Source organism: Bacillus sp. 5RYD7K, assembly GCF_059831465.1.
In genome coordinates this window covers 1,515,690-1,540,573 of record NZ_CP191200.1, presented here as the reverse complement: position 1 = coordinate 1,540,573, position 24,884 = coordinate 1,515,690, and the positions used below count along the sequence as shown (strand labels likewise).

Genomic DNA, 24,884 nt, shown 5'->3' with positions numbered 1-24,884 from the left:
TAATTGAAGCCTCCTCATGACATCACCGCGAGCTCTTTCTCTTCTCCCCAAATGGAGTCATAGACGATGTCAACGAGGCTTGCCCTTGTCACGATTCCCGTTAAACGGCCGGCTTCATCAATGACGGGCACAAATTTCATGCCTCTTTTTAAAATTTTATGGACGGCGTCGCGAAGCAGGGTGCCGCTTCTGACCGTGTATAGATCGCGCTCAAGCACTTCCGCGACGGTTGCCGCCTGTCTTCGTTTGCGGTCAATCATTTCCACATCGACATAACCTTGGAGAATATTCTTCTCATCGATGACGAGCAGCGAATCCACCCGCTCGGCGCGCATCAGCTGAATGGCGGCTGACAGCGTTTTCTCAGGTGTTACCGTCACCGGGGCGGAATTCATGATCTGCTCCACCCGTTCAATATCAGGGCTGGATGATTGAATCAGCCGTTCTTTGCCGATAAACTCCTCGACAAATTCATTCGCCGGAAATCTGAGAATGTCATCAGGCGTTCCGGCTTGGACGATTTCTCCCGCTTTCAGAATGACGATTCTGTCCGCAAGTTTGATGGCTTCGTCCATATCATGGGTAACAAATACGATGGTTTTATGTAAGGTTTTTTGCAGTTTTTTAAATTCTTCCTGAAGGGAATCCCTCGTAATCGGGTCAAGCGCCCCGAACGGTTCATCCATTAAGATAAGCGGCGGCTCTGCGGCAAGTGCCCGTAATACACCTATTCGCTGCTGCTGTCCTCCGCTCAGTTCATGAGGGTAACGGTCTAAATATTCAGGCCCCATATCAACGAGCTTTAAAAGCTCCCGCGCCCGTTCCTTCCGTTCTTTTGCAGGATGTTTTAAAAGTTTCGGAACGAGGGTAATGTTCTGCTGAATGGTCATATGCGGAAACAGCCCGATCTGCTGAATGACATAGCCGATGCTTCTTCTGAGTTCCACCGGGTCTTGTTCCATAATGTTTCGGCCCTCTATCAGGATTCTGCCTTCCGTCGGTTCAATTAAGCGGTTGATCATTTTCATCGTCGTCGTTTTCCCGCAGCCGCTCGGTCCGATAAAACAAATAAATTCGCCCTTAGCGATATTCAGGTTGATGCTGTTGACGGCTTTTTTTCCGCCTTTATACGTTTTCGAGACATTTTCTAATGTCAGCAAACACTCACACCTCCATTATTAAGTTTATTCAATTCGTTAAATTTGTATTTAACTTTTCAGACAATTGAATGTTTCCCATTATAAATTAAACTTTATAAATAAAAAAGTTTACAATTTGTCCATATTATATATAAAGGTTGTGTATGCACTGATTTACCCGTATTGACCGGCAAAGTTCTTCTTATTGCTCCGAATTACTGCCAAATTCTCTCGGAAGAGCATTTCCGCCGGTTTAAAAATATGGTATATTGACATCGGAATTGCTGACTGAAAGGATTGAAACTGTTGGAGAAAGATCCGTTACACATAATCGAACAAGCCGAAGATCATTTAATAGAACGAATCGCTGAAAATATGCATACATTCGGGATGCCCGCGACGGTGGGACGCATTTTAGGCATTATTTATATGAACCGCAAGCCGATGACCTTAACTGAATTATCAGAAGCGACCGGCATGAGCAAAACGAGAATGAGCCAGGCCGTCCGTGAAATGCTTGACGTCAATCTGGCGGAAAAAGTGTTTGAAAAAGGCGTCCGCAAAGATTTATACGACGTCGAGCAGGATTATTACCAAACCTTTATTACGCTGTTTACGGCCACATGGAGCAAGGTCGTCAGCAAAAATAAGATGATGCATAAAAAGCTGAACCGCGAACTGACGGCCGTTCTTGAAAACGGCGTGCCGGAGGAAGCTGAGGAAAAAATCAATGAACTGCTGAAAGAATTAAAGGATTGGCTTGATTACTACAATTGGATCAGCCGCCTGATCGAGTTTTTCGAAAGCGAAGAAATTTTCAAGCATGTTCCGAAGCCATAAGAAAAAACGCCCTGACCCGCAAGGCGTTTTTTTCATGCCGCATTCGGCGCTTTGGATCGTTTTTTCTTTCTCCCCGGACTCAGCGCCCGCTCCAGCCACGCCATCACAAGATCTGCGATAACGGCCATCAGCGCTGTCGGGATGGCGCCGGCTAAAATAATCGCGGTTCCGTTCGTGGCGTTTGAGCCTCTGACAATAATGTCACCGAGTCCGCCAGCGCCGACAAACGTACCGATTGCCGTAATGCCGATCGCGATGACGAGCGCCGTCCGCAGCCCCGCCATGATGACGGAGAGCGCAAGCGGCAATTCCACCATGCGGAGCACTTGAAATTTGGTCATGCCCATCGCTTTTCCCGATTCAAGATAAGCGTGTTCAATGCTGGCGATTCCCGTGTACGTATTCCGGATGATCGGAAGAAGCGAATATAAAAACAGCGACAAAATCACCGTATTGGCGCCGAGCCCCATGACAAGCATCAGCACCGCGAGCATCGCAAGCGCCGGCACGGTCTGAATCACGTTTGTCACCGCGAATACCCAGCCGCTTAATGTTCTGTATCTGGCAATGAAGATGCCGAGCGGAATCCCAACGATCGCCGCAAATAAAACGCCGTATACCGACATGAGAAAATGGCGGTAAAACTCCTGAAGCACATAGGCGCCGTTTTGAGAATAATAAGTGCCGAGCTGCTGCAGCACTTCCATTTGCCCCACCTCATTTCTTATTCAAAATAATGATGTTTCTCCAAAAATTCCTTAGCGACGACGGACGGTTCTTTCAGCTTGCCGTCCACCTCGTAATTCAATTCCTGCATCGTTTGCGTATCAATTTTGCCGATCAGTTTATTCACAATGCCTTTCAGTTCCGGATGCTGTTTCAGCACGCTGTCGGGGATGACCGGCGAACAGTCATACGGCGGGAAAAACTGCTTGTCGTCTTTTAAAATTTTCAGATCGTATGCTTTAATCCGTCCGTCCGTTGAATAAGCGAGGACGGCATCCATTTTCCCGTTTTTCACGGCATCGTATACAAGTCCGATCTGCATCGGATAGGTTGTGCCGAATTCAAAGCCGTACGTATCGGTGAAGCCCTTATAGCCGTCGCCTTTTCGTTTCAGCCACGCATTATCTACACCGAGCTTAAATTGATCCGCATACTTCTTAATATCTGATACTTTGTCTAAATGGTCTTTTTCCGCAAGCTCTTTCGTGACGGTAAAAGCGTATGTGTTTTCAAACCCGTAAGAATCAAACCATTTGTAATGGAAGCGTTTCTCAAATTCTTTCTGCACGATGGATAATGCTTTTTTCGGATCTTTTTCCGCTTCCATGCCGAGGGTGCTCGTTAAGTCAGTTCCTGAGTAACGCGTCGCGGCGATATCGATTTCACCGCCGAGCATCGCCTGCTGCTGGACATAGTTTGATCCGAGGTTTTTAATTAATGCCGTATTCAAATCTGTATTGTGCTCAATCATCTGTGCGAGCATATTGGCGATAATTTCTGATTCCGTCATGCTTTGCGCCCCGATTTTAATCGTATCATCGGAAGCCCCGCTCAGCCCGGGAAGGGAACAGCCGCCTAAAAGCAGAGCAGCCGACAGCGCCAGCGCGCACATCCATCTCTTTAGGTCTCTTTTCAAAACAGCCAACTCCTTATGATACTTCCTTCAGTCCTTTCAGCCCTTTCGGCGTCACCTTCCGTTCCGTCGCCGCCAGCAGATAATCGATGATAATGGCTAAAATGGTGACAGGCACAGCGCCGCCGATAATATATTCAGGCTGATAGAGGTTCAGGCCGATAAAAATATAGTCTCCGAGCCCGCCGCCCCCGATAAAAGAAGCAAGCGTCGCCCAGCCGATCAGATAAATGGTGGATGTGCGGATGCCCGCCATGATCACAGGAACCGCAAGCGGCAGTTCCACAAGCCTGATCTGCTCCCAAACCGTCATCCCGATGCCTTTCCCCGATTCCAGCAGATTTTTGTTTACGCCTTGAATGCCGGTGTACGTGTTCCGGAGAATCGGCAGCACCGAATAGAAAAACAGCGCGACGATCGCCGGCAGCTTTCCCACCCCTAACAGCGGGATAAAGAATGCCAGTATCGCGAGGCTCGGCAAGGTCTGCACAATGTTGACGGCGCCGATGACAGCGCCTGCGCCCTTTTTCATTCTCGTCAGCGCCACTCCGAGCGGAACGGCGACGAGAATGCCTAATATGACGGCGATGATTGAAATATATAAATGCTCCCACGTTTTATATAACAGCTCTCCGCCGTTCGTCTGCAAAAACTTGATCATTTCATTCATTGTAAGCGTTCCTCCCCTTGTCAGCCTGTCACCAGCTGGTCTTCCTCGCCCCAGATTGAATCGTAAACGATGTCGACAAGGCTCGCTCTCGTGACAATCCCGACCAAATGCCTTTGTTCATCAACGACGGGTACATATTTCATTCCGCGCTTTAAAATTTTGCGTACGGTATCGCGGAGCAGCGTCCCCTGTTCGACCGTATACAGATCAGAGCGGAGCACATCGCCGACGAGGCTTGCTTTTTTCCGGTTCTGATCAATGATTTCGACATCTACATATCCTTGCAGCACATTCAGGTCATCAACCACAAGCAGGGAATCGACCCGGTGCTCCCGCATCACCTGTATCGCCTGCGAAAGCGTTTTGTCCGCCGTAACGGTGACAGGCTTTTTGTTCATCATTTGCTCGACGCGTTCAATGTCCGGTCTTGATTGCAATAACCGTTCTTTGCCGATAAATTCTTCGACAAACTCATTAGCCGGATTTCGGAGGATATCATCAGGAGTGCCGGCCTGAACGATCTCTCCCGCTTTTAAAATGACGATCCGGTCAGCCAGCTTAATGGCTTCATCCATGTCGTGGGTTACAAACACAATCGTTTTATTCAGTGTTCTTTGCAGTTTTTTGAATTCTTCCTGAAGCGAATCACGTGTAATCGGATCAAGCGCTCCGAACGGTTCATCCATGAGAATAAGGGGAGGTTCCGCTGCCAGGGCGCGCAGCACGCCGATTCTCTGCTGCTGTCCGCCGCTCAGCTCGTGGGGATAGCGGTCTAAATATTCCGGGCCCATATCGACGAGCTTCAAAAGCTCCCGCGCCCGTTCCTTCCGCTTTTGTTCCGGCCATTTCAGCAGTTTCGGCACGAGGGAAATGTTCTGCTGAATGGTCATGTGGGGGAAAAGTCCGATCTGCTGAATGACGTAGCCGATTTTCCGTCTCAGCTCCACGGGGTCCTGCTCCATGATATTTTCGCCATCGATAAAAATCTTTCCTGATGACGGCTCAATCAGTCTGTTAATCATTTTCATCGTCGTTGTTTTTCCGCAGCCGCTCGGCCCGATAAAACAAATAAACTCGCCTTTTTCGATATTTAAATCAATGCCGTTGACGGCTTTTTTTCCGCCTTTATAGATTTTTGATACATTTTCTAATCTCAGCAATCCGTGCACCTCCGAAGGATTCCGTTATTTTTCTGAAAAGTATAATCTTTATTATAAGATGAAATTTATAAAATAAAAAGTTTACAATGTGTTGAAATTACATATAATATACGTATTATTTGATGTTATTCCGCTGACAACAGGGACGTTCTTACAATCGCTCCGGATAGCTCGCATATCCTGCCGCATCATCTTTTTCAACAACTGTAAAAAATATGATATATTGTCAGCATGAAAGCCAGTGAAGGGATGATCAGCCGTGGAAAAAAACGCTCTTGATATCATCGGTCAAGCTGAAGAGCATCTCATTGAGAGAATCGCCGAGAATATGCATACATTCGGAATGCCGGCCACACTGGGGCGTGTGCTCGGTATTATTTATATGAACCGAAAGCCGATGACGTTAAATGAGCTGTCAGAGGCGACCGGCATGAGCAAAACGAGGATGAGCCAGGTGGTCCGCGAGATGACCGATGCCAATCTGGCTGAAAAAGTGTTTGAAAAAGGCGTTCGGAAAGACCTTTACGACGTGGAGCGTGATTATTACCAGACGTTCATCTCCCTGTTTACGGCAAATTGGACAAAGGCGGTCAGCAAAAATAAAATGCTGTATAAGAAGCTGAACCGTGAGCTGACTGAGCTTCTGGAATCGGAAAACCTCAGTCCCGAAATTGAAGAAAAAGCCCGTCAGCTTTTAGACGAACTGACGGACTGGCTCCATTATTATGACTGGCTGAGCCGTTTGATAGAATTTTTTGAGAGTGAAGAAGTGTTTCAGCATGTGCCGAAAATAGAAAAAAGCAGCGCCCGCAGATAACCGGGCGCTGCTTTTTTTAAGTCAGGAAACCAATATCGGGAACATGCCTTTCAGACCGGCGCCGATCATGCCGATCGCCACTACCGCCAAAATCAAACCCATCAGCCGGGTAATCACGTTCATTTCGGTTTTTCCGAGCTTGTTGCTGATGAAAGAAGAATAGTGAAAGAAGATGAAAGTCATCGCGATGACGGCCGCAATACCGATCAGCACGCTGATGTAATGGAAGATGCCGCCGTGGCCGGCCGACAGGCTCATTACCGTCGCAATCGTTCCGGGACCAGCGATAATCGGAATCGACAGAGGCGTCACGGAAATATCCGCTTTCTCCTTGCTTTCCCCTTTCTCTTCATGATGAAGGGACTGCACATGTGATTGTTTCGCGTTCAGAAGATTATAAGCGATGCCGAAAATAAAAATGCCGCCCGCGATACGCAAGGCATGAATATTAATGTCAAACAGTTTAAAGATCAGATGGCCGAAGATTAAAAATGCCGCCAAGATGATAAACGACAGCACGGACGCCTTGCGTGCGATCGCTGTCCGTTCTTTCTCCGGGCAGCCCTCTGTCAGTGAAAGAAAAATCGGCACGTTTCCGATGGGGTTGGACACTGCAAACAGGGAAATGAAGACATGAATGATAAATGAAAACATGCGTACCTCCTTATGACTTGCCGTTATGATTTATGTTTTGTTTTCCGCTGTTTCTTATGCATGATTTTTACCCCGGTGCCTGCTTCTTGTAACCTCAGCCTGCCGATCCGGAAACAGAAAAAAACCGCCCTTACAGGACGGTTTTTTCCGTTTGCTATCTCCATAAGCCTTTTCCGAATTTCAACAGCCGATAAAGCATTTTTAATTTTTTTAGCATCTGTTAATTTCCTCTATCACCCTGAATCAATACTCTCGTTAAAAATTCTACCATAATGGGTACTTTTTCTCTATTATCAAATAATAGAGAAAGTGAATTGTATATCTTTAGAAATCTCCGTTACATCCGTCCTATTTTCTTTTATAATGTAAATATTGAACAAAATCCCTATATTACATGTAAAAGGAGTTTTAGAATGTATTGTCCTCAATGCGGCCATCATACAGATGGCGGAAAGTTTTGTGAAAAGTGCGGTGCGCCCCAGCCCAACCAGACCGGTTCAGGCCAAATGCAGGCCGGCGCTGCTGCTAAACAGGCTTCAAAGCAATTTGCCTTATTCGTGCTTAATGTTTTAAAGAAACCGTATCAGACATGCAAAACGACAGGCGGTGAACAGCTTGTCAGCAGCATAATCAACATGGTGCTTTTCTGTCTGGTGACGCCGATTATGATGTATATTCTCTTATCAGACGGCTTTCGTGACGTCAGTTTTACCGCGGTTGTGATCAAACCGGCGCTTACCTTTGCCATATGTGTATTCTGCCTTTATCTCTTGATTTTTATCGCGTTGAAGGCCGGCGGCGCGCAGGTGTCATTTAAAGATTCGCTGTCCAGATTCGGGGCGTTTTTGATTCCGTTTACGGCTATTTTGCTTCTTGCACTCATTTTTATGCTGATGCACACAACCGTTTGCTTTACCATCCTGGCTGTCGGTCTTTTAGGAGCGGCGTTTGCCGTGCCTCCGCTCATGCTGGCGAGCTACCAGCACCAGCTCACGGCTAAAGCGGATATCACTTATGCTGTTATCGTCATCTATTTCATCATTTGCGTCACGTTTCAATTCACAATCAAGCATTACACAAAAGAACTCATGAATTATTTTTTCTTTTAAAAACGAAAACCCCCGCCGCCTGGTTGGCGCGGGGATTTTTTTATTGAATGGATGTTAAATAAATTCTTCCGTCTTTCACAACGCCGCCGTACGTCCAATTGTATGTTCTGAGCTTCGGACTGCCGCCGGCTTTCGTAATATAAAACTCCTCATACGTATGAATCGTCAGGTGGGAGCCGTTCTGCGAAAAGCTTTTGACATTCACTTCATTAAATACTTCTGTCGTTCCCTCGCCGTATAGTTTTTTAACCAGTTTTTGCTGATCAGCATACAAAGGGCTTCCCTCTTCCAAATTGCCCGCCATGATGGCGAAATTGTTCAGGCTGACAGCGCTTGATTGGTTTGTCAGGTAATCAGCCATAAACGATGTGACTTGTTCATTCGTGAGACTGCCTGAAGCTGCCTTTCCTTTGGATGACGCCCATGCGGATGTGTAGGTTTTCGGCTGGTCGTTTTTTATTTTTTTCACATTTGCCCCAGAAGAATCTGAGGCTGGATCAGCTTTTTCAAAAACCCATTTTTTATGCTTTGTATCATATGACAGTACATAATGAAAGCTCGGTTCAGCCTCTTCCATATATGGCTTCGTATTCCCGTCGAAATAAGCAGACTCATGAAGCTCTTTACCTGTAACAGTTACTTGCCAGCGGCCGTTCTCTTGTGAAATCGCAAATGAGTCCAGATCAAAGCTTGTCTCTTTATACTGATCCTTCAAAAAAGTGCCGGAACTCTTCATGCCGGAAACCACTTCTTTCGTCTGCTCCTTCCACGCTGAACCAGCCTCGGTCATTTGATCAGTATCACCGTCTGCCATGGCTTTCGTATACTGCTTCGTTGTTTTGACAATCGTGTCCATGATTGTTTTTTGTGTATCTTGATCGGGAATTAGCGTTAATTCCATATCAGTGCCATTGATCGGAACATCGGCAGTTTTTGTTTCCCCCCAAGGAAAATCAGCCTCCACGGCGGCTGTCATGGAGCCGTCAGTTAAGAGCGGGCCGTATGTAACGGACTTAAAAGGGTCTTTATGGACGGACTTGCCGTTTATCAGCAGATCGCCTTTCGCGTTTTTGAAGCTGTCTGCCGGAGTGAACGTCACATCCTCGGCGTCTAACGGCAGGTCAAACTCAACATTCCGGCTTCCGGCTGCCTCCGCTTCTTGCTTTTTGACAACGTCAACCGTGTCATTTTGAAGCTTGGCTTCCGCCGTATAGACACCGGGTGCATACGGACCGAATGTTTGGGCTTCATCGGCTTTTTTGACCGTACCGGTTTTCTCGCTGTTGATATAAAGATCGGCGCCTTTATAATTGCTGGTGATGCGGAAATAAACCGGATCGACTTTCAGTTCATAATGGTCGAACAAGAGAAGGGTTTTTCCCTCTTTTTTGACGTATACCGCATCTTTTTCAGATGAATGGCCGCGAAGCGATTCCAGCAGTTCACCGTGTTTCTTTGCGTATGCAAGGAGCGGTTTGACATTCGTCTCATTCAGCTTCAATTTTTTGTCTGAAGGGGTGAGAAGGGCTGCGAGCTTTTTCGTATCCCCGTCATGAACCGCCTGTTCGAATTGATCCGTGAGCCTTTTTTCAGATGTCAGCCAGGCTCCGGTTTTATATGCGGCAATCAATAAGATCAGCGCTGCGGCGATGCTTCCCCATAAGAAGAGCGTTTTTTTAGGGATCGGCTTTCTCGGCTGTGATGCGGATTCAGCCGCCTGCCGCTCCAGCCGGCTTCCTTTCCCGATCGGCTTTCCGCATTCTTTACAGAAATGCGCCTCTTCATTATTCTGTCGGCCGCAATATTTACAAAAAAACATGACTTTCCTCCTATTCAATCTGCAAAACTTGTATAACTTTTCCTATGTTTCATATTTTATAATAAAGTAGAATGATTTTGGAGTTATTTTGAAAAAATAGCTGCTGATCACAATGAAGGAGGAGAAACGGACATGCAAAAACTGAGCATCCGAAAAGCGGCAGAGCGGGATGAAGCGCTGTATGAATTATTGCTGCTGGCCGATCCGTCAAGGGAAATTGTCGATGATTATCTTGCCAGAGGCGAATGCTATACGGCTTGGACGTCAGACGAGCTTGCAGGGGTTTACGTCTTATTGCAAACAAGGCCGAAAACCATAGAAATCGTAAACATCGCGGTAAAAGAATCTTTGCAGAACAGAGGGTTTGGAAAGCAGCTGGTGCGGGATGCCATTGAAAAAGCAAAACAATCAGGAGCTGACACGATTGAAATCGGCACCGGAAACTCCAGCATTCATCAGCTGTCACTCTATCAAAAATGCGGATTCCGCATTCAGGCTGTCGACCATGATTTTTTTGTCAGACATTATGATGAAGATATTTTTGAAAACGGCATTCAATGCCGGGATATGATAAGGCTTTATTTGGATTTATGATAAAAAGGGGCGCCGGCTGATAATCGGCGCCCCTTCATATAGGGTTCAGACGGAGTGATCCGCTTGTTTCTCTGTATTTCTTTGACTCCCCTGTCTGACTGAAAAAATAGCAAAAACGATCGTAAGGGTCAGTCCGACCGCCGCAAAAACATAGTCCGCATTCATCAACAGCAAAAGCCCTGTGTAAACAGCCGCCGACAGCGGTTCACCCATTTTTACAATTGAAAAAATCAGTGCAAAGACTCTTCCGAAATATGCGGCCGGAACCGTCTTCTGAAAATACAGCACCGTTTGCACATCAATATACGAGATGATGATGCCAAGCACCAAGAAGATGATGCACTCAAACCCGTGAAGCGGAAGAAACAGCACCATAATGAGCAGTCCCGCTGCCGTTAACGTCCGCGGGTACAGCCTGTTGAGACGTTTTGTATTCCATTTAAAAAATACGGCCAGATTACCCAAAAGCATCCCCGCCTGAAACATGGAATACATAACGGCAAACCATACAGAATAGTTCTGCTGAAAACGTTCGACAGCAAGAATCGGCCCCATTACTGAAATCAAACCGGCAATGACGAGGTTCACGGCGAAAAAATACCCGACTGATGTCATCCACGCCGCATTTCCTTTCAGCATTCTCCAGCCGGCCTTCATATCTTCAGCCCCGTTGCTTTTTTCACCGGGCTGTTCTGAAATACGGATAAATGCGATCAATACCGCGGAGATAAAAAAAGCAGTTCCGTTTATGGCAAACAGTAATCCGAAGGGAATCGCCGCAATCATGATACCGCTGATCAACTTTCCGACAATGAGGCCGATCAAATCACTCGTATTGATCAGAGATGTCGCCTGATCAAGATGCTGTTTGCGGACGAGGAGCGGAATGATCGCGACTTTCGCGGGCGCAAACAGCATGGATTGCAGAGATAAACAAAAGGCGCACACTCCGGCTATCCACACGGTTAATAAATCGTTCGCGCTGAGCACAGCCAAGAGGATCATAATGACGGCCCGGCCCGTATTGCACACATACAAGATCGGCTTTTTTCGGAATCGATCAATCAGCGGTCCCGCCAGCACGCCAAATGTTAACGGAACGAGTTCGATAAAAGAAATAACGCCGACAAGAATTTTACTGCCGGTCAATTCTAACACTAACAGCGGCAGTGCAATGAGCCAGACCCCGTCAGCTGCGGAGGAAAACACCTGTGCACACCAAAGCTTTGCATAGTTCGGTGTTCGGTACGTCATTTCAGGCTCTTTTTTGATCCTGTTCATCAGAAACACCGCCGAACCATTCCAGCGTTCTCCATGATTCCCGTCTTTCAGTATAATCCTTTTCCATCACCTCAAATACAATGCCGGTATCTTGATTCCGATAAAGTTCCTGCAATGTATCGGCAGCCCGCCTGAGCAGCTCTTCTGCGATTGTCCCTTCACGCGGATGCCGGCCCTCAAAACAGCGGACTCCGCTATGAGGGAACGCAAGCTGGCGAAACGAGCTGAAGTGATAATGTTTAATGCTCTCTTTTATCGAGAGAAACTGAAAGAAATCCGGGTATCTCAGCTGGTCATTTCTGAACATAAGCGCAGAAGACAAGTGAGTCTGATAGGTAATCGCCCAATGGCACAGATCCCACGTAATGCCGACATGCTTCAGATCCAGCTGAACCAGTTCTGTAAAATCTTCAGGATAAATGAAAATCGGATCAAAATCCTCTCCCAGATTCCCGATGATCGGAAGGTTTTCCACGCCGATCCAAATGTCCGTCCCTTTCAGCTGCTCATCAAACTCCGCGAAAAATTCAATGATTTTTTTACGGTTTCCTTCCAGGTCATAGACTTGAAATTCCTCAACCGTCATAAATTGATTCGCATGAACGGTTATGCCTTTGGCGCCGTATTTCACAGCGAGCTCCGCAAAGTGATAAAGCTGTTTTTTGATGTGATCTTCATGCACATAATCGGCATGATCTGTCGGGAAATGCAGCGTCAATAATGAAGGATCAAGCTGTTTTGCATATTGCAGCGTCTGATTGAATGTTTTAAGATAATCCGCTTCACTAAAGGAGCGGCCGTCAAAAATATTCGCTTCCAGACCGTATCCCGCTTCCACCCATTTTTCATCAATCTGCTTCGGATCAAGTCCGAAAAACGGAATTTGTGCAATCATAAGACAGTCACCATGTTCCTCTCACAAGCATAAACGCTTCCGCAGCCGCAAAACCCGCTTTTGCCCCCCACACATGGGCATTATGTTCGATCGCCTGCAAAGAGCGGGGATGAGGGAAGTCCCTGAGCTCGGAACCGTAACATGCCATCGATTTCAATTTCGTTTCAAGCTCATCTTCAATATTAACGAAGAAGTTGGCATGGAACTGATCCTTCTGACAGTAATTCCATTCCGTCGAAGACAATGTTTCATAGGCAAAAACCCTTTTTACCGTATGGCCGGGAAGCGGACGGGTTGCCGTCATGACCGCTCTGAATACGACGGAGTGGTCAATGTTAATATCCCCGCCGTACTGGGTATACACAATGTCTGGCTGAAAACGGCTGATTTGTTTCTCCGCTTCCTTCACGACATCCAGCAAATCCATTGAATCCATTCTGTTATCAGGAAGGTTCAGCCTGACAAAATCATGGATGCCGAGAGTGCTGAGCGCCTGTTCTGTTTCTTGATTAGAATGCTGCATAACGGACTCTTCAGGCTTCTCATAATCGGTTTTTCTTGATGATTTGCCTTCTGCCATAATGACCGCCGATACGCTGTCACCTTGGCGGACATGTTTGGCGAGTGTGCCGCCGACGCCGATAATTTCATCGTCGGGATGCGCTGCAAATACCATTACTTTCATCATATTGACCTCCTTTGACTAACACTTCGGCTGTTTCTGCCCCGCAGTTCATCAGCATATCAAGCATGGAAAGATGAGGAATATGCTCCCCGAATAATTGAGGATAGTCAAAATGCCTGATCTGCTGATACTCAATGACAATTCCGTCTCTTTCAAAATCGCTTTCTATTAAATAGTCGGAACCTTGACTGCCTGAATAATAACGGTCCGCCCCCAGCTCCTGACAAAGCGCTAAAACAAAATCGCTTTTTTTCTCTTTTCGGCATTCAAGCTCAGAAACATAACAGATCGGCGTTTCAATACGGAGCTCTTTTCGGAAAAAATCAATAATGTGCATATTCAAATCATGGAGATATTCCCACTCCCGCTGATAGACATCTTGAAAAAAAGACTGATATCTCTCAAAATACGGGGCTTTCGCATAGTTCATTTTTATTGCCATCCAATGTTTTTTCCGCCAATCCTGTGTCTGATCGATTTTCATATGCCGAAGCTCTATGTCTTTATATTGTTTCATCTGCAAAGGCACCGTCAGCCATCTGGGGCCTTGCGGCGTTTTGATTCTGTTGCGGTTGAGAAATCCTTTTTTCTCAAATTGAGCCGTGTCATGAATGGCAAACAGATCCGACTTATACATTTTTTCGAAAAAACCGTACCACGGCAGATAACTGGATTGATGGCCGCTTATTGTTTTCACTCCGGTTTCGTAAAAAGTCGGCATTGTTTTTCTTCAGCTCCCCAATATCGTTTAGGTCTCGCAATTTCTTTACTGTGTGAATAGCCAAAATCAGCCCATTGAAGTTTGCGGCAAATGGCGAATTGCAGGGCGTCACGCATCAATAAGTAAGAGGCCTGCGCTTTTTTCCCCGCAGGGCTGTTAACATTCTGCCAATAATAGAAATGGGAGCGGTCAAAGAGAAAAATACTGCTGCTGATCAGCGTTTGCTCCTGGTATGCTCCGATCCAAAACATCCGGTCTGAAAAATTGTCAAGCAGCTTTTGAAAAAAGCTTTGACTCAGCACATAAGCCGCGCCGATTGCCGCCGTATGCTCTTTATAAAGTTCATAAAATGCTCCCAATTCATCCTGCCCGATCTGACAGGTAACAACGTTCTCTTTTTCAGCATACCTGACTGCCGTCCTGGCTTTTCCGGAAATGCCCGTCCAAAGTTCGTCAAACGTGTCCGGAAGCGAAAGGATCCGCGTCGTCTTCTCCGTCCACGTATCTCCGATTTCTTCTGTAAAAGAAGTCTGACCGTATGGCAGCAGCATACGGGATATGTTTTGGCCGAAGATGGCATGAATTTCATTTTGAAGCCATTCAAATGAGATGGGACGATCTGAAATAACGCCGCCGTATCCGATCATATTGCCGGATAATACGCCATTCTGTTCAAAAAGCGGCAGATAGATCACTTGTCCTCCGTCCGTTGTCAGTCTGACAGGATGAAATGATGTGCCTGGGAGCTCTTCCATAAGAGTTCCCCAATCATAGCTTTGAAACAGTCCCGCCTGATACATGTCAGCGGCCCGATCCCATGCCTCGCGGCTCGTGCATACTGCTGTTTTTTCCATCGATATCACCACTATTCAGTCTTATTCTTTTGCTCAGCATATGATAAAACGGATTCGGCTATATATCTGATTTGCTCCTTTTGAAGAGGCATTTTAAACGGCAGAGAAAGAACCCTTTTCCAAAGCGGATCTTCCTCTCCATCCTCCGCATATGTTTCATAAATGGGAATGCGTCCGAGGGGAAAATAGTTCCAGCATGTTTGAATTCCTCTCTCGGCTAAATAAACGGAACACTCGTACCGCTCTTCATCCCGGGGAAATACAATCGTTAAATAATTCAGGTGTTCCCCTTCATGAGGCTGGATCATCTTTATGCCGTATGTCTCTTCCGCCTTCGTAAAGATTGCTTCCGCCGCTTGTAAGTTACGGAGCGAAGCTGTTACAAGCTGATCAATCCGTGAGAACTGATCGTCAATAATGGCTTCCCTGGCCGGATGCATGCGCAGCACTGGTATAACAGCCGGTTTATCCGGCAGCGTTTCGAGCTTTGTGGCTTTCATGGAAGGCATGATGCCCGCTTTCCTATAAATATATGAAAGGGGATGATGCCGTTTCAGCTTCATTACAGCTTGTATTCTTTGATTTCTGATATAGGATCGATAGTCATCTGCCACCTGGCCGCGCCGTTCCATCGGGGGAGCTGCGTTCTGCCGCAGTAATTCTTCCGGCGCGATTAACGCGCCGCCTCCGATACTCGCAAGCGGTTTTGACGGACCAAAGCTTAGAACACCGAAATCGCCCAAACCGCCGGCATAGGTATCCGCTTGTTTTGTAAACATGGCTTGAGCGGCATCATCAATGACAAAAATACCGTGTTCCTTCGCCCAGTCAATAATGGCGGTATTTTCTCTCCGGCCGTATACATGCGTGAGGATAATCGCACATGTCTGCCGCGTCGCTTTTTTTTTGACATCCTCAAACGATAAGGAAAGATGCTCCTCCAACTGTGCAAAAACAGGTGTCGCACCGGATTGGAGCACGGCATCAATCACATTCGGACAGCTGAAGGATGAGAAAATCACTTCTTTTCCCGGCCCGGCTCCCGAATATGTTAAGGCGAGCACCAATGCCGCACTGCCGCTGGAGGTCAGCACCACCCCTTTTCCATACCGTTTTTCCAGTTTTTCAGTCAGTCCGCTTTGTCCGGCAGTAAGCAAGTGCTTCACCGCGCGCAGACGGTTCCTGAAGGAAAGCTGTCCGGGATAAACGGGATATTTGACCACTTCCGGGTTTTTAGGAAAGTGAAAGCTTGTGCTTTTGTCTTTCATCTTTTATGATCTCCAGGCCTTCATTCAGACTTACTTTCGGATCGTAACCGAGTAAACGTTTCGCCTTCTCGATTGACGGCGCCCGTTTAAAAATTTCAATGTCTTTTCCTCTCACGCCGTCTTCACCGAGCTTTTTAAACTGATAGTTATCCTTCTCTCTGCCTGAGAGCACATTGACTTTCTCAGCCAATTCTTTTATCGTGATCGGCTGGTCGTTGCCGATATTGAAGTCTTCAAAGACGGCTCCTTCATGAACGAGCGCGAGGTAAGTCCCGGTGACGATATCACTGATATAGCTGAAGCATCGTATTTGTCCGCCGTCTCCGTAAAGAGGAAGTTCAGAGCCCTTCTCGGCCAGACTGAAAAACTTGTTGATGACAAAATCTTCGCGCTGTTTCGGCCCGTATACATTAAAGTACCGGACGACCCGGATATGAAGTTCATCGGAGGCCTGTTCTCTCAAATATTCCTCTGATCGCAGTTTGGCTTTTCCGTAAGCCGATTTCGGAAGTTTTCGGCTTGTCTCGGTATATGGAAAATCAGGTGAATCGCCGAACACTTCTGAGCTCGATGAGAAAAGCAGAGTGCCGATTCCCAATTCCCGGCATACCTCGGTGACGTTTTTCGTTCCTTCAAAATTGACCCGTATGACGTCTTCTTCATTGCTTCGGCAGCTGTCCACTCCGACCATTGCCGCCAAATGGACAACCGCATCCGCTCCCCGCAGTGATTCGCTAAGAGACGTCCGGTCAAGGATATCCGTTTGGCGGAATTCAGTGTCAAAATCCGGCTTCTTTTGGTCTGCAATAATGGTTTGGTACCCTTTAGACTGTAATAATGCCGCCAGCTCGCTTCCGATAAAACCGGCTCCTCCGATAATCGCAATATGCTTCATGATCCAACCTCCTGGCTGATAGTCAAAACTTCTTTTACAGACTTTACAATATAACTGCAATCCTCTTCCGATAACTGGCTGTAAATAGGCAGTGATACGATCTCCCGGAAAACACGTTCAGTTACCGGCAGCTCAGCAGGAAAATGTTTTTGATAGTAAGGATGCATATGCACGGGAATAAAGTGCACGCTCAGCCCGATCTGTTTTTCTTTCATTTTCTCAATAAACAAATCTCTGTCCATGCCGCCGTTTTCTCGAATCCGCAAAATAAATAAATGCCATGAGTGCGTTGTGCCGGTTGGAATGTCAGAAAGCGGAAGCCCCGCTTTGTCGGGTTGGCCGGACAGTTCACGCACATAAAATTGAGCGATCTGCTCCCGTTTCTCTTGAATGTCATTTGCGCGTTTCAATTGAACCAGACCGAGAGCAGCCTGAATATCCGTCATATTGTATTTAAATCCCGGCAATAAAACGTCGTATCTCCAGCTGCCTTTTTCACCGTAACGGTTCCAGGCGTTTTTTGTGATCCCGTGCCAGCCGTACAGTCTCGCTCTTTCCGCGGCCTGTTCGTCTTTCATGACGAGGGCTCCGCCTTCACCGGTCGTTATATTTTTGGTGGCGTAAAAGCTGAAGCACACGGCATCGCCGTGAGTGCCGATCATGCTGCCGTTATATTTTGTTCCGAGCGCATGAGCGGCATCTTCAATCAGGTACAATCCGTGTTCTTTACAAATGGACTGCAAGTTTTTCAGATCAGCCGGGTAGCCTGCAAAGTGAACTGCAATAACCGCTTTTGTACGCGGCGTTATTTTCTTCCTGATATCCTCAGGATCTGCACATAGACTTTCCTCGCATATATCCGCAAACACAGGAACGGCTCCGGCATGCAGGATAACATTGACACTGGAACAGAATGTGAAACTCGGCACGATGACTTCATCGCCTTCTCCCACCCCGAGCGCCAATAAAGCCATATGTAAGGCAGCAGTGCCTGAATTACAGCTGATGACGTGTTCGGCTCCAATATATTCTCCCAGCTTTTTTTCAAAATCGATTACCTTCGGGCCTTTCGAAATCCAGCCCGATTGAATGGTTTCGGTGACGCTTGCGATTTCTTCGTTTGTCATATCAGGTCTGTGAAAAGAGATAAATCGATTACTAATGACCGTTCCCTCCTATAAAGTGACAACCCTGCAATTGTCAGCTGATTTTTCCCTGCATACATTTCTTGTGTCAAAGATAATCGGTGAGGCATCCCTCAAAATACTGTAGTCAATCACATCGTGGTCTGTGTGAATGATGATGACGTCGTATTGATTGATTTGTTCTTTTGTGAAAGGGACAGATTGTTTGCGGCTGCCGTCATTCAAACGGATCTCGCTGATAAACGGATCGTGATAATCAATCGTGCATCCCTTACGCATCAATTCTTCCATGATCGTAAACACCGAAGATTCCCGGGGATCATTTGTATTTTTTTTGTAGGCGGCGCCTATTATTAACATGCTGCATTTGTCTTTGCCCGCCAGTTTCACGGCATAATCAGAGACAGAAATCGGCATGCGGGAATTGATTTCGTCCGCCAGGTCAATTAATTTGGTCTGCAGCCCTTTTTCATTCGCAATCCATTTGAAGTAAAAAGGATCAATCGGGATACAATGGCCTCCGACCCCGGGGCCCGGGATAAATTTTTGAAAACCGAACGGCTTCGTGTCCGCCGCGCAGATGACTTCCCATATATCAATGTCGAGTTCACGGCAGTTAAGCGCCATTTCATTAATAAGAGCTATATTGACATAACGATAGGTATTCTCTAGGAGTTTAGCTGTTTCAGCTACTTCAGGTGAGGTGACCGGGTGAATGCTGGTAACGATGGTGCTGTAAAATGCTGAGGCGAGTTCTGTGCAAGTCTGTGTAATCCCGCCGACTACTTTAGGAATATCTGATACTTCATATTGACTGTTGCCCGGATCGATTCTTTCCGGTGAATAAGCCGTAAAAAAGTCTTTTCCTATTTTCATGCCGCGGCTTGATGCCATTCTGTCGGCAATCTTTTTTTTCGTCGTTCCAGGATAAGTAGTGCTTTCTAAAATTAAAAGCTGATGCTGCCTTCCATAAGCAATCATGCTGTCAACTGCACTGTCGATGTAGGTTAAATCGGGGATCTTATCTTTTTTGTCCAGGGGTGTCGGCACACATATCACAATGATGTCGCATTTTTGGATGAGCGACATGTCGGCACTGACTTGAAATCGTTTTGTTTGTAAAGCAGCGTTCAGTCTATCGTCCTCTATATCTTGAATATGGCTGCTTCCTGCGGCTAACAAGGAAATCTTTTCACTGTTTTTGTCGAATCCGATAACGCTGTACCCTTTATCGACACATTCCAGCGCAAGAGGGAATCCCACATATCCCATGCCTAACACGCCTACTATCGCCTGCTTTGTTTCAATCAGATGTAACAGCCGTTTTTGATCGAGGTTGCTGGCTTCCTTTGTGACAGTATTCATTTTTCGCCCCCTAATAGATTAGAAAGAGTATTGTTTTTTACAATTTAAAACAAATATCGATCGATATCGCAATTATAACAAAAGTAAAAATTTGATAAATGAGTTTTATATCCTTTTGTGAATTGGGTATTATCTATTTATTTTTCTTTTATTTATAAAATAAAATCCTGTTAAATGGTACTTATTTGGTAACAAGTAAGAAAATCTCCCCCAATTGAATGAATATACTGAAAACAATAAAAAAAACAGGCCGAAGCCTGTTTTTTTATTCTTTCACTGCCTCAGTTACAGCAGCGGAAACGAGCGCTCCCGCTTTTTCTAATCGTTCTTTGCTGACGTGCTTCATATCATCCTTCTCGGTGTGATACCAAGGCCCGGGCTCATTTGTATCGGGGCTGAGCCAAATCCAGTTAGCCGACGGAATCCCCGCTTCATAAAAAGAGACATGGTCTGAGTAACCGAGCTGAATCAGGCTTGGCTTGACCAGCCGGGATTTTTCAGCAGCTTTTTCAGCATAGCGGACACTCGGGTTTTCCCGGCCGTCGGGAGTGGTGATACACATTTGACTGGTTTCTTTCCAGTCCGTCGCAATCATATCGGCATTAAAGTTGGCTTGGCTGTGCTTTCTTTCATTGTTCGTGAGTGTACTGACGTAATAAGATGAACCCGCAGACCATAATTCTTCTGCACCGAACAGGATAAAGCGGATTTCTTTGTCTTTCGGGATGTGTGTAAACTGCTTGTTTATTTCCAGAACAGCAGATGTGCCTGAGGCGTTATCGTCCGCTCCGGGCGCCCCATTTACGCTGTCATAATGCGCTGTGACATAAATAATATCAGCAGAAGAAGGATTGGCCTGTGCCGCTTTACGCGTACCTATGATGTTTTGTGAGGTGCGGTTTTTATAGTCTTTAAACTGGATGACTGCCTGCTTTTCTTGCAGCAATGCTTCACCGTCTTCTTTTTTCATACCCGCTGCCGGTATCGATGTTTCTTTCCCGCTGTGCGGGCGGACAGCGAGCGGTTTTGTTTTCTGGTTATAAATGATGACTGCCTTGGCTCCCGCTTGTTCGGCATGCTTTACTTTTTCAGAAACAGGAATCTTTCCTTCACGTATCACTGCGATCTTTCCCTTGGCTCCTGTTACGTCATTTCGCAATCCGAAGCCGCCGTCAAAAATTCCGCCTTCTATTCTGAGCTCTTTTTTAACAGCGGATTGATCAGCGGAGCGGAGCGGGAATTCATGATCTCCTGCTGTGACTGAACCTGAAAAGTACTTTTTCAATTGAAATGTCTGTACTTTGACAGCGGCGCCCTGAGCCTTCAGGCGATTCGATATGTATTCAGCCGCTTCTTTTTCTTTAGCAGTTCCTGTTTCCCGCGGTCCGATGGTTTCACTCAGATCACGCATGGTGTCCAATGCCTCATCGGCATCAAAAACCGGCTCCGTCATTGTTGAATGTGCGTGAATTTCGGACAGCGGCCCGGCAGCTGCGCCCCATATGACGCTCGCTGCCACCGCGGCTGACATGAATGAAAATTTCATCTTAATCCCTCCTCTTAGTAACACCTCTTCCCTTTCGATTCATGAACACTGATTCCTTTAAAAAGGAGGAAAATGAATATAATTGACCAAATGAAGATGATGAAAAAGGAGGGAAAAGCCCGGAAGCATAAAAAAACGCCGGGAGAATATCTCCCGGCGGTCTTCGATTACTTATTCAAGTTATAGAAAGAGTTGATACCGTGGTATTGAGCAGTTTCAGCCAACTGATCTTCGATGCGAAGAAGCTGGTTGTATTTCGCAACACGGTCCGTACGGGACGGAGCACCTGTTTTGATTTGTCCTGCGTTTGTTGCCACAGCGATGTCAGCGATTGTGCTGTCTTCAGTTTCACCTGAACGGTGAGAGATAACAGCAGTGTAGCCTGCGCGTTTCGCCATTTCGATCGCATCGAATGTTTCAGTCAATGTACCGATTTGGTTTACTTTGATCAGGATAGAGTTGCCTACGCCGTTTTTAATACCTTCAGCAAGCTTTTTCGTGTTTGTAACGAAAAGGTCGTCACCGACAAGCTGAACTTTTTTGCCAAGACGCTCTGTAAGAAGTTTGTGGCCTTCCCAGTCGTTTTCGTCAAGTCCGTCTTCGATAGAGATGATTGGGTATTTAGAAACCATTTCTTCATACCAGTCAACCATTTCAGCAGATGTTTTCACAACGCCTTCGCCAGACAGATGGTATTTGCCGTCTTCTTTGTTGTAGAACTCAGAAGATGCAGCATCCATAGCAAGTTTCACTTCTTCGCCAGGTTTGAAGCCGGCTTTTTCGATTGCTTCAACGATTGTTTGAAGCGCTTCTTCGTTAGAACCAAGGTTCGGAGCGAATCCGCCTTCGTCACCTACAGCTGTGTTCATGCCTTTAGCAGAAAGAACTGATTTCAGGCTGTGGAAGATTTGAGCGCCCATGCGAAGCGCTTCACGGAAGTTAGGCGCGCCTACAGGCATAATCATGAATTCTTGAATGTCTACGTTGTTGTCAGCATGCTCTCCGCCGTTTACGATGTTCATCATCGGCACAGGAAGCGTTTTTGAGTTGAAGCCTCCAAGGTACTGATAAAGAGGGATCTGTAAGAAATCAGCAGCTGCGCGCGCACAAGCCATAGATACGCCAAGGATTGCGTTCGCACCGAGTTTGCCTTTGTTTTCAGTTCCGTCAAGCTCGATTAAAAGCTGATCGATTGCGTTTTGTTCTGTTACATCAAAGCCGAGAAGCTCTGGTGAAATGATTTCGTTTACGTTGTTAACAGCAGTTAACACGCCTTTTCCAAGGTAACGGTCTTTGTCGCCGTCACGAAGCTCAACCGCTTCGTATTCGCCTGTAGAAGCTCCGCTTGGCACTAATGCGCGGCCGAAAGCTCCTGTTTCTGTATATACTTCAACTTCAACTGTCGGGTTGCCGCGGGAGTCAAGGACTTCGCGTGCATAAACATCAACAATGTATGGCATGAGTTTTGTCTCTCCTTTTGATTTACGCTTATTTTTGAATTAAAGATGTTCCGGTCATTTCTTTCGGTTTTTCAACACCGAGAAGGTCTAATAACGTTGGTGCGAGGTCGCCTAGGATTCCGCCTTCGCGCAGCGTCACGCCTTCTTTCGTCACAATGACAGGGACTGGGTTTGTCGTATGGGCAGTGTGCGGTTCGCCTGATTCTGTAATCAGAATGTCTGCATTACCGTGATCAGCGGTAATGATGGCATGTCCGCCTTTGGCGATGATGGCGTCAACCACTTCGCCTAAGCACTCGTCCACTGCTTCAATTGCTTTAATCGTCGGTTCGACCATTCCGGAGTGGCCGACCATGTCAGGGTTTGCAAAGTTCAGGATGATCGCGTCATGCTTGTCAGCCGCGATTTCTTTTACAAGAGCATCCTTCACTTCATACGCACTCATTTCAGGCTTCAGGTCATATGTCGCAACCTTCGGCGAGTTAATAAGGATGCGCTCTTCGCCCGGGAATTCTTCTTCGCGGCCGCCGCTCATAAAGAACGTAACGTGCGGATACTTTTCAGTTTCTGCAATGCGAAGCTGTTTTAACCCATGCTGTGCTAATACTTCACCAACCGTATTGTCAAGGTTTACCGGTTTAAAAGCCACATATCCGTCAACAGATTCACTGAAGTGAGTCAGGCAGACGAAATACAGGTTTTTCGGATGATGTTCACCGCGGTCGAAATCGCGGAAATCTTTGTTGGTAAACGTGTTCGAAATCTGGATGGCGCGGTCAGGTCTGAAATTATAGAAAATCACAGAATCGCCGTCATGAATTTTCGCAACGGGTTCACCGTTTTCTTTTGTGATGACGGACGGAATGACGAATTCATCATGAATGCCGTTCGCATAAGAATCGTCGACGACATCCATCGCGCTGCGGTAAGACGGGCCTTCACCGTAAGCCATTGCGCGGTACGCTTTTTCTACACGATCCCAGCGTTTGTCGCGGTCCATGGAGTAGTAGCGTCCGGAAATGCTGGCGATTTCGCCGACGCCGATTTCTTCGATCTGCTCATTCAGCTGCTGAATGTAAGTTTTCGCCGTTTGCGGACCTACATCGCGGCCGTCGAGGAAACCGTGGATATACACCTTCGTCAGCCCTTCACTTTTCGCAAGCTTGAGCAGCGCGAATAAATGATTGATGTGACTGTGTACGCCCCCGTCAGAAAGAAGACCGAACAGGTGCAGCGCTTTGCCGTTGTCTTTCGCGTTTTTGATGGCGTCAAGGAACGTTTGATTGCGTTCGAATTCGCCTTCGCGGATGGCAACGTTCACGCGTGTTAAGCTTTGGTACACAATACGTCCTGCGCCGATATTCAAATGTCCGACTTCAGAGTTCCCCATCTGTCCTTCAGGCAGTCCGACTGCTTCGCCTGATGCCGTCAGCGTCTGATGAGGGTATTGGTTCCAATAACGGTCGAAATTCGGTTTTTTCGCTTGTGCGACTGCGTTTCCGACTGTTTCATTGCGTAATCCGAACCCATCAAGAATGATGAGTGCAGCTGGTTTTTTACTCATATTGACCTTCCTCCAATAATTGAACGAATGACTGCGGTTCAAGGCTTGCGCCGCCGACCAAAGCACCGTCAATATCGGACTCTGCCATATATTCTTTAATATTTGCAGGTTTTACGCTGCCGCCGTATTGAATGCGGAGCTTGTCAGCAGTTTCCTGGCTGAAGCTTTCAGCAACGACTTTACGGATATGCGCGCAGACGTCGTTAGCGTCTTTCGCTGTAGAAGATTTGCCTGTTCCGATTGCCCAGATTGGCTCGTACGCAATAACGGAAGCAGCAACTTGCTCTTCAGAAAGACCCGCAAGACCTTTTTTCACTTGATCGGCAACAAGATCATTAGTTTTTCCGGCTTCGCGCTCTTCAAGCGTTTCACCTACGCAAATGATCGGCACAATGCCGTGTTTGAAAGCGGCATGCGCTTTTTTGTTAACAGTTTCATCTGTTTCAGCGAACATTTCACGGCGCTCAGAGTGGCCGATGACGCAGTAATCCACGCCAAGGTCTTTCAGAGCGACCGGGCTGATTTCGCCTGTGAACGCACCGTTTTCTTCAAAATGCATGTTTTGGGCGCCGACTTTTAAGTCAGTTCCTTTAACAGCAGAAGTCAGCTTTTCTAAGAAAAGTGCTGGTGCGCAAACAACGGCTTCCGCTTTGTCTGCTGCTGGAATGGAAGATTTCACTTCTTCAACGAAGCTGACAGCCTCGCCGAGTGTTTTGTTCATTTTCCAGTTACCGGCTATAATTGGTTTTCTCATCTGTTCCACT

The 24,884-nt window shown here is 46.7% G+C and carries 24 protein-coding genes; 4 read left to right on the top strand and 20 right to left on the bottom strand.

Annotated features, from left to right (window positions below; all coding sequences use genetic code 11):
* Positions 1 to 14: 14 nt before the first annotated feature.
* Positions 15 to 1,160, bottom strand: a complete 1,146-nt coding sequence (locus tag ACQE26_RS07595; protein ID WP_489201883.1) for a betaine/proline/choline family ABC transporter ATP-binding protein — start codon at positions 1,158 to 1,160, stop codon at positions 15 to 17.
* 285 nt (positions 1,161 to 1,445) lie between these two features.
* On the opposite strand from ACQE26_RS07595, the gene ACQE26_RS07590 reads away from it, so the two are divergent.
* Positions 1,446 to 1,979, top strand: a complete 534-nt coding sequence (locus tag ACQE26_RS07590; RefSeq protein WP_045925941.1) for a GbsR/MarR family transcriptional regulator — start codon at positions 1,446 to 1,448, stop codon at positions 1,977 to 1,979.
* Between the two features lie 32 nt (positions 1,980 to 2,011).
* Here the strand turns inward: ACQE26_RS07590 and opuCD are convergent, their stop codons facing one another.
* From opuCD to opuCA, 4 genes are read right to left on the bottom strand one after another with little or no spacing between them, the layout of a single operon-like run.
* Positions 2,012 to 2,686, bottom strand: a complete 675-nt coding sequence (gene opuCD / locus ACQE26_RS07585) for a glycine betaine/carnitine/choline/choline sulfate ABC transporter permease OpuCD (RefSeq protein WP_060964245.1) — start codon at positions 2,684 to 2,686, stop codon at positions 2,012 to 2,014.
* Positions 2,687 to 2,703: 17 nt separating this feature from the next.
* Positions 2,704 to 3,597 carry an osmoprotectant ABC transporter substrate-binding lipoprotein OpuCC gene (opuCC, locus tag ACQE26_RS07580; protein ID WP_500471469.1) on the bottom strand — a complete coding sequence of 298 codons (894 nt, stop codon included), beginning with the start codon at positions 3,595 to 3,597 and terminating at the stop codon, positions 2,704 to 2,706.
* A 37-nt stretch (positions 3,598 to 3,634) separates the two neighbouring features.
* A complete protein-coding gene (locus ACQE26_RS07575) occupies positions 3,635 to 4,288 on the bottom strand; it encodes an ABC transporter permease (RefSeq protein WP_045925938.1) in 654 nt (217 codons plus the stop codon).
* Positions 4,289 to 4,308: 20 nt separating this feature from the next.
* On the bottom strand, positions 4,309 to 5,448 hold the full coding sequence (gene opuCA, locus ACQE26_RS07570; protein WP_500471157.1) for an osmoprotectant ABC transporter ATP-binding protein OpuCA: 1,140 nt from the start codon (positions 5,446 to 5,448) through the stop codon (positions 4,309 to 4,311).
* 259 nt (positions 5,449 to 5,707) lie between these two features.
* On the opposite strand from opuCA, the gene ACQE26_RS07565 reads away from it, so the two are divergent.
* Positions 5,708 to 6,265: a GbsR/MarR family transcriptional regulator gene (locus ACQE26_RS07565; protein ID WP_188154438.1), complete on the top strand. Its 558-nt coding sequence runs from the start codon at positions 5,708 to 5,710 to the stop codon at positions 6,263 to 6,265.
* Positions 6,266 to 6,286: 21 nt separating this feature from the next.
* On the opposite strand, the gene ACQE26_RS07560 is transcribed toward ACQE26_RS07565, so the two are convergent.
* Positions 6,287 to 6,919, bottom strand: a complete 633-nt coding sequence (locus tag ACQE26_RS07560) for an NAAT family transporter (RefSeq protein WP_438420658.1) — start codon at positions 6,917 to 6,919, stop codon at positions 6,287 to 6,289.
* A gap of 413 nt (positions 6,920 to 7,332) precedes the next feature.
* Here ACQE26_RS07560 and ACQE26_RS07555 point away from each other — a divergent pair, with 413 nt between their 5' ends.
* Positions 7,333 to 8,028, top strand: a complete 696-nt coding sequence (locus ACQE26_RS07555) for a zinc ribbon domain-containing protein (protein WP_326351477.1) — start codon at positions 7,333 to 7,335, stop codon at positions 8,026 to 8,028.
* A 40-nt stretch (positions 8,029 to 8,068) separates the two neighbouring features.
* On the opposite strand, the gene ACQE26_RS07550 is transcribed toward ACQE26_RS07555, so the two are convergent.
* Positions 8,069 to 9,847, bottom strand: a complete 1,779-nt coding sequence (locus ACQE26_RS07550; protein ID WP_500471155.1) for a zinc ribbon domain-containing protein YvbJ — start codon at positions 9,845 to 9,847, stop codon at positions 8,069 to 8,071.
* A gap of 132 nt (positions 9,848 to 9,979) precedes the next feature.
* Between ACQE26_RS07550 and ACQE26_RS07545 the strand changes: the two genes are divergently transcribed.
* On the top strand, positions 9,980 to 10,441 hold the full coding sequence (locus ACQE26_RS07545) for a GNAT family N-acetyltransferase (RefSeq protein WP_438420660.1): 462 nt from the start codon (positions 9,980 to 9,982) through the stop codon (positions 10,439 to 10,441).
* A 45-nt stretch (positions 10,442 to 10,486) separates the two neighbouring features.
* Here the strand turns inward: ACQE26_RS07545 and ACQE26_RS07540 are convergent, their stop codons facing one another.
* The 13 genes from ACQE26_RS07540 to tpiA form a co-directional block, all read right to left on the bottom strand.
* A complete protein-coding gene (locus ACQE26_RS07540; RefSeq protein WP_500471154.1) occupies positions 10,487 to 11,722 on the bottom strand; it encodes an MFS transporter in 1,236 nt (411 codons plus the stop codon).
* Entirely contained in the window at positions 11,697 to 12,617 is a 921-nt protein-coding gene (locus tag ACQE26_RS07535; protein WP_500471153.1) for a TIM barrel protein, read from the bottom strand. Before ACQE26_RS07535 ends, ACQE26_RS07540 begins: the two co-directional genes overlap by 26 nt.
* 7 nt (positions 12,618 to 12,624) lie before the next feature.
* Complete coding sequence (locus ACQE26_RS07530; protein WP_438420663.1) at positions 12,625 to 13,302, bottom strand: PIG-L deacetylase family protein; 678 nt, start codon at positions 13,300 to 13,302, stop codon at positions 12,625 to 12,627.
* Entirely contained in the window at positions 13,265 to 14,023 is a 759-nt protein-coding gene (locus tag ACQE26_RS07525; protein ID WP_500471152.1) for a WbqC family protein, read from the bottom strand. Before ACQE26_RS07525 ends, ACQE26_RS07530 begins: the two co-directional genes overlap by 38 nt.
* On the bottom strand, positions 13,996 to 14,877 hold the full coding sequence (locus ACQE26_RS07520) for a GNAT family N-acetyltransferase (protein ID WP_438420665.1): 882 nt from the start codon (positions 14,875 to 14,877) through the stop codon (positions 13,996 to 13,998). The genes ACQE26_RS07525 and ACQE26_RS07520 overlap by 28 nt, the downstream gene beginning before the upstream one ends.
* A gap of 11 nt (positions 14,878 to 14,888) precedes the next feature.
* Entirely contained in the window at positions 14,889 to 16,145 is a 1,257-nt protein-coding gene (locus ACQE26_RS07515; protein WP_500471151.1) for an aminotransferase class V-fold PLP-dependent enzyme, read from the bottom strand.
* The gene (locus ACQE26_RS07510; RefSeq protein WP_500471150.1) at positions 16,111 to 17,040 is read right to left on the bottom strand and encodes an NAD-dependent epimerase/dehydratase family protein; all 930 of its coding nucleotides are present in this window, start codon (positions 17,038 to 17,040) and stop codon (positions 16,111 to 16,113) included. The genes ACQE26_RS07515 and ACQE26_RS07510 overlap by 35 nt, the downstream gene beginning before the upstream one ends.
* Positions 17,037 to 18,167 (bottom strand): DegT/DnrJ/EryC1/StrS family aminotransferase, encoded by a 1,131-nt coding sequence (locus tag ACQE26_RS07505; RefSeq protein WP_500471149.1) that lies wholly within the window; start codon positions 18,165 to 18,167, stop codon positions 17,037 to 17,039. The genes ACQE26_RS07510 and ACQE26_RS07505 overlap by 4 nt, the downstream gene beginning before the upstream one ends.
* A gap of 48 nt (positions 18,168 to 18,215) precedes the next feature.
* Positions 18,216 to 19,550 (bottom strand): nucleotide sugar dehydrogenase, encoded by a 1,335-nt coding sequence (locus tag ACQE26_RS07500; protein WP_438420669.1) that lies wholly within the window; start codon positions 19,548 to 19,550, stop codon positions 18,216 to 18,218.
* 265 nt (positions 19,551 to 19,815) lie between these two features.
* On the bottom strand, positions 19,816 to 21,096 hold the full coding sequence (locus tag ACQE26_RS07495; RefSeq protein ID WP_500471148.1) for a M28 family peptidase: 1,281 nt from the start codon (positions 21,094 to 21,096) through the stop codon (positions 19,816 to 19,818).
* A gap of 167 nt (positions 21,097 to 21,263) precedes the next feature.
* Positions 21,264 to 22,556: a phosphopyruvate hydratase gene (gene eno, locus ACQE26_RS07490; protein WP_007409956.1), complete on the bottom strand. Its 1,293-nt coding sequence runs from the start codon at positions 22,554 to 22,556 to the stop codon at positions 21,264 to 21,266.
* A 28-nt stretch (positions 22,557 to 22,584) separates the two neighbouring features.
* Entirely contained in the window at positions 22,585 to 24,120 is a 1,536-nt protein-coding gene (gene gpmI / locus ACQE26_RS07485; protein ID WP_060964238.1) for a 2,3-bisphosphoglycerate-independent phosphoglycerate mutase, read from the bottom strand.
* Positions 24,113 to 24,874 carry a triose-phosphate isomerase gene (gene tpiA / locus ACQE26_RS07480; RefSeq protein ID WP_003151618.1) on the bottom strand — a complete coding sequence of 254 codons (762 nt, stop codon included), beginning with the start codon at positions 24,872 to 24,874 and terminating at the stop codon, positions 24,113 to 24,115. Before tpiA ends, gpmI begins: the two co-directional genes overlap by 8 nt.
* Between the last annotated feature and the right edge of the window lie 10 nt (positions 24,875 to 24,884).

Coding starts and splice junctions, on each gene's coding strand:
- ACQE26_RS07545 (WP_438420660.1), top strand. CDS start 9,980: ATGCAAAAACTGAGCATCCGAAAAGCGGCAGAGCGGGATGAAGCGCTG.
- tpiA (WP_003151618.1), bottom strand. CDS start 24,874: ATGAGAAAACCAATTATAGCCGGTAACTGGAAAATGAACAAAACACTC.
- ACQE26_RS07500 (WP_438420669.1), bottom strand. CDS start 19,550: ATGAATACTGTCACAAAGGAAGCCAGCAACCTCGATCAAAAACGGCTG.
- ACQE26_RS07535 (WP_500471153.1), bottom strand. CDS start 12,617: ATGATTGCACAAATTCCGTTTTTCGGACTTGATCCGAAGCAGATTGAT.
- eno (WP_007409956.1), bottom strand. CDS start 22,556: ATGCCATACATTGTTGATGTTTATGCACGCGAAGTCCTTGACTCCCGC.
- opuCD (WP_060964245.1), bottom strand. CDS start 2,686: ATGGAAGTGCTGCAGCAGCTCGGCACTTATTATTCTCAAAACGGCGCC.
- ACQE26_RS07550 (WP_500471155.1), bottom strand. CDS start 9,847: ATGTTTTTTTGTAAATATTGCGGCCGACAGAATAATGAAGAGGCGCAT.
- opuCC (WP_500471469.1), bottom strand. CDS start 3,597: ATGTGCGCGCTGGCGCTGTCGGCTGCTCTGCTTTTAGGCGGCTGTTCC.
- ACQE26_RS07505 (WP_500471149.1), bottom strand. CDS start 18,167: ATGACAAACGAAGAAATCGCAAGCGTCACCGAAACCATTCAATCGGGC.
- ACQE26_RS07575 (WP_045925938.1), bottom strand. CDS start 4,288: ATGAATGAAATGATCAAGTTTTTGCAGACGAACGGCGGAGAGCTGTTA.
- ACQE26_RS07510 (WP_500471150.1), bottom strand. CDS start 17,040: ATGAAGCATATTGCGATTATCGGAGGAGCCGGTTTTATCGGAAGCGAG.
- ACQE26_RS07520 (WP_438420665.1), bottom strand. CDS start 14,877: ATGGAAAAAACAGCAGTATGCACGAGCCGCGAGGCATGGGATCGGGCC.
- ACQE26_RS07530 (WP_438420663.1), bottom strand. CDS start 13,302: ATGAAAGTAATGGTATTTGCAGCGCATCCCGACGATGAAATTATCGGC.
- gpmI (WP_060964238.1), bottom strand. CDS start 24,120: ATGAGTAAAAAACCAGCTGCACTCATCATTCTTGATGGGTTCGGATTA.
- ACQE26_RS07540 (WP_500471154.1), bottom strand. CDS start 11,722: ATGAACAGGATCAAAAAAGAGCCTGAAATGACGTACCGAACACCGAAC.
- ACQE26_RS07555 (WP_326351477.1), top strand. CDS start 7,333: ATGTATTGTCCTCAATGCGGCCATCATACAGATGGCGGAAAGTTTTGT.
- ACQE26_RS07495 (WP_500471148.1), bottom strand. CDS start 21,096: ATGAAATTTTCATTCATGTCAGCCGCGGTGGCAGCGAGCGTCATATGG.
- ACQE26_RS07525 (WP_500471152.1), bottom strand. CDS start 14,023: ATGCCGACTTTTTACGAAACCGGAGTGAAAACAATAAGCGGCCATCAA.
- ACQE26_RS07560 (WP_438420658.1), bottom strand. CDS start 6,919: ATGTTTTCATTTATCATTCATGTCTTCATTTCCCTGTTTGCAGTGTCC.
- ACQE26_RS07515 (WP_500471151.1), bottom strand. CDS start 16,145: ATGAAAGACAAAAGCACAAGCTTTCACTTTCCTAAAAACCCGGAAGTG.